At 31.6% G+C, this 4,231-nt stretch carries 4 protein-coding genes and 1 pseudogene; 3 read left to right on the top strand and 2 right to left on the bottom strand.

Annotated elements, in window-relative coordinates; genetic code table 11:
• A pseudogene (locus tag IJ258_RS05945) lies at nucleotides 1–730 on the bottom strand (hypothetical protein); the annotation flags it as partial.
• A 10-nt stretch (nucleotides 731–740) separates the two neighbouring features.
• Nucleotides 741–1,409, bottom strand: a complete 669-nt coding sequence (locus tag IJ258_RS05940) for a zinc ribbon domain-containing protein (RefSeq protein WP_292804352.1) — start codon at nucleotides 1,407–1,409, stop codon at nucleotides 741–743.
• 364 nt (nucleotides 1,410–1,773) lie between these two features.
• Here IJ258_RS05940 and IJ258_RS05935 point away from each other — a divergent pair, with 364 nt between their 5' ends.
• The 3 genes from IJ258_RS05935 to IJ258_RS05925 all read left to right on the top strand — a co-directional run bounded on the left by IJ258_RS05935 (nucleotide 1,774) and on the right by IJ258_RS05925 (nucleotide 4,051).
• A complete protein-coding gene (locus IJ258_RS05935; RefSeq protein ID WP_292804349.1) occupies nucleotides 1,774–1,911 on the top strand; it encodes a hypothetical protein in 138 nt (45 codons plus the stop codon).
• 351 nt (nucleotides 1,912–2,262) lie between these two features.
• Entirely contained in the window at nucleotides 2,263–3,462 is a 1,200-nt protein-coding gene (locus IJ258_RS05930) for an ATP-binding protein (RefSeq protein ID WP_292804346.1), read from the top strand.
• Between the two features lie 322 nt (nucleotides 3,463–3,784).
• On the top strand, nucleotides 3,785–4,051 hold the full coding sequence (locus IJ258_RS05925; protein ID WP_292804343.1) for a hypothetical protein: 267 nt from the start codon (nucleotides 3,785–3,787) through the stop codon (nucleotides 4,049–4,051).
• The last annotated feature ends 180 nt before the right edge of the window (nucleotides 4,052–4,231 follow it).

The raw sequence follows: 4,231 nt of genomic DNA, 5'->3' as shown, positions 1-4,231 counted from the left end.
ATTCAAATTGTGATTCTGCAATTGCAGGAGCTAAACTGCCTAAATAATTAGGACTGTATTTTGGTGTCCATTTAAGTTCAACGGAATCGAATTTAGGTTCGACATAGCTGCCTTTGATGCGGATGGATTCGATTCTTTTCATGTCAGCTGAATAAGGCGGTTTGCATTTTGAACATCTGTACTCAGCAGGCTTTACTATGGCGAGGCAGTTTATACAGTAATTGGGTGATACAATTTTCCATCTTGAGCATATTTCAGATAAATTCCTGTCGGTTTTTTCAGACTCGGATTTCAGACCCTCCAGACTGTTGGATGAACTAGGCATGTCCTTTTTTCCGATTCCTTTTTTGGCACGTTTAAATAATGAGGTGTTGTGCAGTTCATGGGGCAGAGACACATTGAAAAGATGCTCTTCAAATAAACGTTCAGGATACTTGTAATCATATACGTCGCTTGTCCACAGTTTTTTTCCGCAGCTGGTGCAGAATCTGTTTGTGTATGGATTTTTAGTGTTGCAGTCAGGACAGTTGACATCCTCAAATTCATATCCGCACTCACAAATCTCATCGCCTTTTTTAACTATTTTTCCGCAGTTAAGACAATACGGATCAGTATTTTCTAACCTAAGTCTGATTTCATCATCATCAAGCAGTTTTTCTCCGCAGTAGATGCAGAACTTATGAATGTCATTTGGCTTGCGGCATTTGGGGCATAAAATTTTATCTGTCATGATATCTCTCTTAATAGTAGAATTCTTCCTCATCATATGTCATGTAATCGCATACTGTGCACTGATAGTATGGGCGGCCGAATTCATCATAGTATTCATACATGTATGATTCGTCACTTCCGCAGGACGGGCATTTTCCATTGTTTTCTACACTAGGTATGGAATTTGAAGATGATTTTTCTTTAGAAACTTCTTCTTGAGCTTTTTGCTGCTTTTCCAAATCCTTGTAATGTTTGTCAATCTGGAGAATGTAGCTGTCAAATTCCCCGCCTACTAAAAGGCCGTTGTCGTTTTTATCTGCAAAGTCAAAAAATTTTGAAAGATCAGTATTGTCAATGTCAGGTGCATAGCCGTCGGCTTCATCAAAACTCAATGCTCCATCACCGTCCATGTCAATGGCATAAAAATCGGTTGCATGCTGAGTTTGTGACTCTTCTGTGTAGGGGTTCAGGGGAACTCCAAAAAACAGATGAGGAATCATTCCGATGATTAAAAAGACTATGTAAAGTGCAATAAAAATCATTATGATTTTTGTGATTTTGTTGGCATTTTTAAATCTCATAAAAATATTGCTTTTCTCTCTAAAAGCGGGTTTTGTTGCCTCAAGTCTAAATCCGCAGTCATGGCAAAACTTGCTTTCATCCCTGTTTTCGCTTCCGCATCTGATGCACCTTTTCATATCCTACCTCGATAATACACATGTTATATACAATCATTATATTTAAAATGAAAAATATTTATAGTTTTGTTTGTTTTGAAATTATTTAAATACTTAATCATCTAAATTAATCACTTTCAGATTCAATTAGTGATGAATTGAAGATTAAATAAATCAAATTAGGCAATTATGTTAACATGTTGTCTGATTCAGAAATTTTAAAGTTAATTGTGCTGACATCTGTCAATGAAATTTTTTCTGGAAGTTCATTTTATAAGTGAAAAACGAATCAAAGCTGTTTTAAGAAAATATCGCGACGTCTGTTTCTTTGAATGATAAATTTTAAATAGATGTATGTAGTATATTTTTAATAGAAGGTGAAACAATGAGAATATATAAAAAATTGGTTACTGGTACTGTTATGGGTATATCTGATGATGAACTGGATAAAAAACCTAGAAAGAGGACTGTTCATGAGGAAATCATGAGTTGGAGGGTTATGAAGTTGAGAACTCCATGGTAATTTCATAACTCTTTTTTAGGTGAAATCAGGAAAATCTATAAAAAAATGGTTACTGGTACTGTTATGGGTATATCTGATGATGAATTGGAGAAAGAACCTAGATAGTGACTGTTCATGAGGAAATCATGAGTCAAAGAGTTATGAAATTGACAACTATCTGGTAACTTTTTTAATGTAAAATTTATATTCCGTATCTTTGTAAGTGAAATATTCACCGATTTTTGCAGAACTATATTTTATTAACTTATACTACTATGATTTTTATATTTTAAAATAAATATTTATATAAATTTATAATTTTAATTTTTAAAAAAACATAAACTTATATATTAATAATTTCTAAATATGATTATGGTAAAAAGAGATTTGTACTTAAATAGGATTTCCTCATTGATAGACAAGGACATAATTAAAGTCATTGTTGGTGTAAGACGATGTGGCAAATCTTATATGTTCGATTTAATCATAGAAGAATTGCTTAAAAGAGGTATAAACAAAGAAAATATTCTTCTTATTAATTTTGAGAGTGCAAAATACAGAAATGTTTCCAATCCTCGTGAATTGGATTTGCTTGTCGATGACTTAACAAAAGGTATTGACGGTAAGATTTACATGTTTTTTGATGAAATCCAAAATGTGGACGGGTGGGAAAGATCAATCAATAGCTTCAGAATAGATTATGATTGTGATATTTATTTAACCGGTTCCAATTCAAAATTATTGTCTGGAGAACTCGCTACTCATCTGGCAGGAAGATATATGGAAATTAAAATGTATCCTTTTTCATTTAAAGAATATCTGGATTATAAGAAAATTCCTCCAAATAAAAATGCGTTTGCTGATTATTTAGTATATGGAGGATTTCCGTTTTTACTCTCTCTTGAAAATGAAACTGATAAAATTGAATATCTGAATGACATTTTCAACTCTATATTTTTAAAAGACATAATTGAGAGATATAACATTAGGGATGCAGGTTTGCTGACAAGAATAGTTGATTTCATATTGGATAATGCCGGAAAAATTGTTTCTTCAAAAAGCATTTCAGATTACTTGCGCACAAAGGAAAAAATCAAAGTTTCACCAAAAACAATTTATAACTATTTGGATTATCTTACAAGTGCCTGTCTGCTTTATAAAGTTCAAAGGGAAGATTTGGAAGGTAAAAAAATATTGTCCATAAATGAAAAATATTATTGTGTGGATCAAGGCTTTAACCAGGTGCGAATTGGACGAAATCAGGTCAATAACAGTAGAATCATGGAAAATATTGTCTATTTTGAACTTTTAAGAAGAGGTTATGAAATAACTATCGGTTGTATTAAAGATTATGAAATCGATTTTGTCTGTAAGAAAACAGGTGAAAAAATCTATGTTCAGGTAACCCGTGAATTGATACATGAAGACACAATCGAAAGGGAATTCAGACCACTGCTTCTAGTCAAGGACAATTATCCAAAGTATGTTATTTCAAATGATGAGTTTAACATGTCTCAAGACGGAATAAAACATATGAATATCATAGATTTCCTATTGAACGATGAAGTTTAATCTATATTCAGTTATATGTTTCAATTTAAGACATCTGCAGATTGACACCTCTGAACCATGATGAATCGGACCCGTGTAATAGCACTCAGGAAATTCATAGGATGGTGGCTTTGGAAGATATTTTTATCATTATCTTCCATCAAATAGCATGTTTATTTATATCAGTTTGTTTATAAGCTATTTTTTTGCACAATTGTTATTATTTGTGGACTCATGGTAGTCATTTTTGGACTCTTGATTGGCCTAATTTTAATCAATTTGAAGATTAAAATTCGGATTAGATGAACCGCAATTCAGCGAAGGTAATGATTCATTTAAGGTAGTGTTTAAACGAAAAGATAGGCAAGAATTATCTTCAGGTACTGACAGTATTGTTAACTTGAAAGATTTTGGATTAAATGTACGTCAAATTGATATTTTAACAAAAATCACTAATGACAATATGGTTTTATCATATAATGATCATCAAAGATTATATGATAAATCAAGAGCTACTGCTGAGAGAGATTTTACAATACTGCTTGAAAATAATTTGGTTAAACGCATTGTTAAGAATAGGAAAGTCTATTATGCATCAATAGATTATTAGAAAATGAGGGATTTCGCCACTTTTTGAGGGATTACATGAGGGACATTTAAATTAATTTTATGATAAATATTTCTTATAGGTTATCCTTAATTTACTATTTTAATTAATTATATTTTTAATTAAAATAGTGTCAAATTATTTTTGAGGGATTACGAGTATGAATCACAATTTTATTATTAT

The organism is Methanobrevibacter sp. (genome assembly GCF_017468685.1).
Classification (GTDB): domain Archaea; phylum Methanobacteriota; class Methanobacteria; order Methanobacteriales; family Methanobacteriaceae; genus Methanocatella.
Note: the sequence above shows the minus strand (reverse complement) of the source record. Positions and strands in the feature narration are given on the sequence as shown.

Bases quoted from the DNA above. Each gene is read 5' to 3' on its own strand.
- IJ258_RS05940 (WP_292804352.1), bottom strand. From the start codon at position 1,409: ATGAAAAGGTGCATCAGATGCGGAAGCGAAAACAGGGATGAAAGCAAG.
- IJ258_RS05930 (WP_292804346.1), top strand. From the start codon at position 2,263: ATGGTAAAAAGAGATTTGTACTTAAATAGGATTTCCTCATTGATAGAC.
- IJ258_RS05935 (WP_292804349.1), top strand. From the start codon at position 1,774: ATGAGAATATATAAAAAATTGGTTACTGGTACTGTTATGGGTATATCT.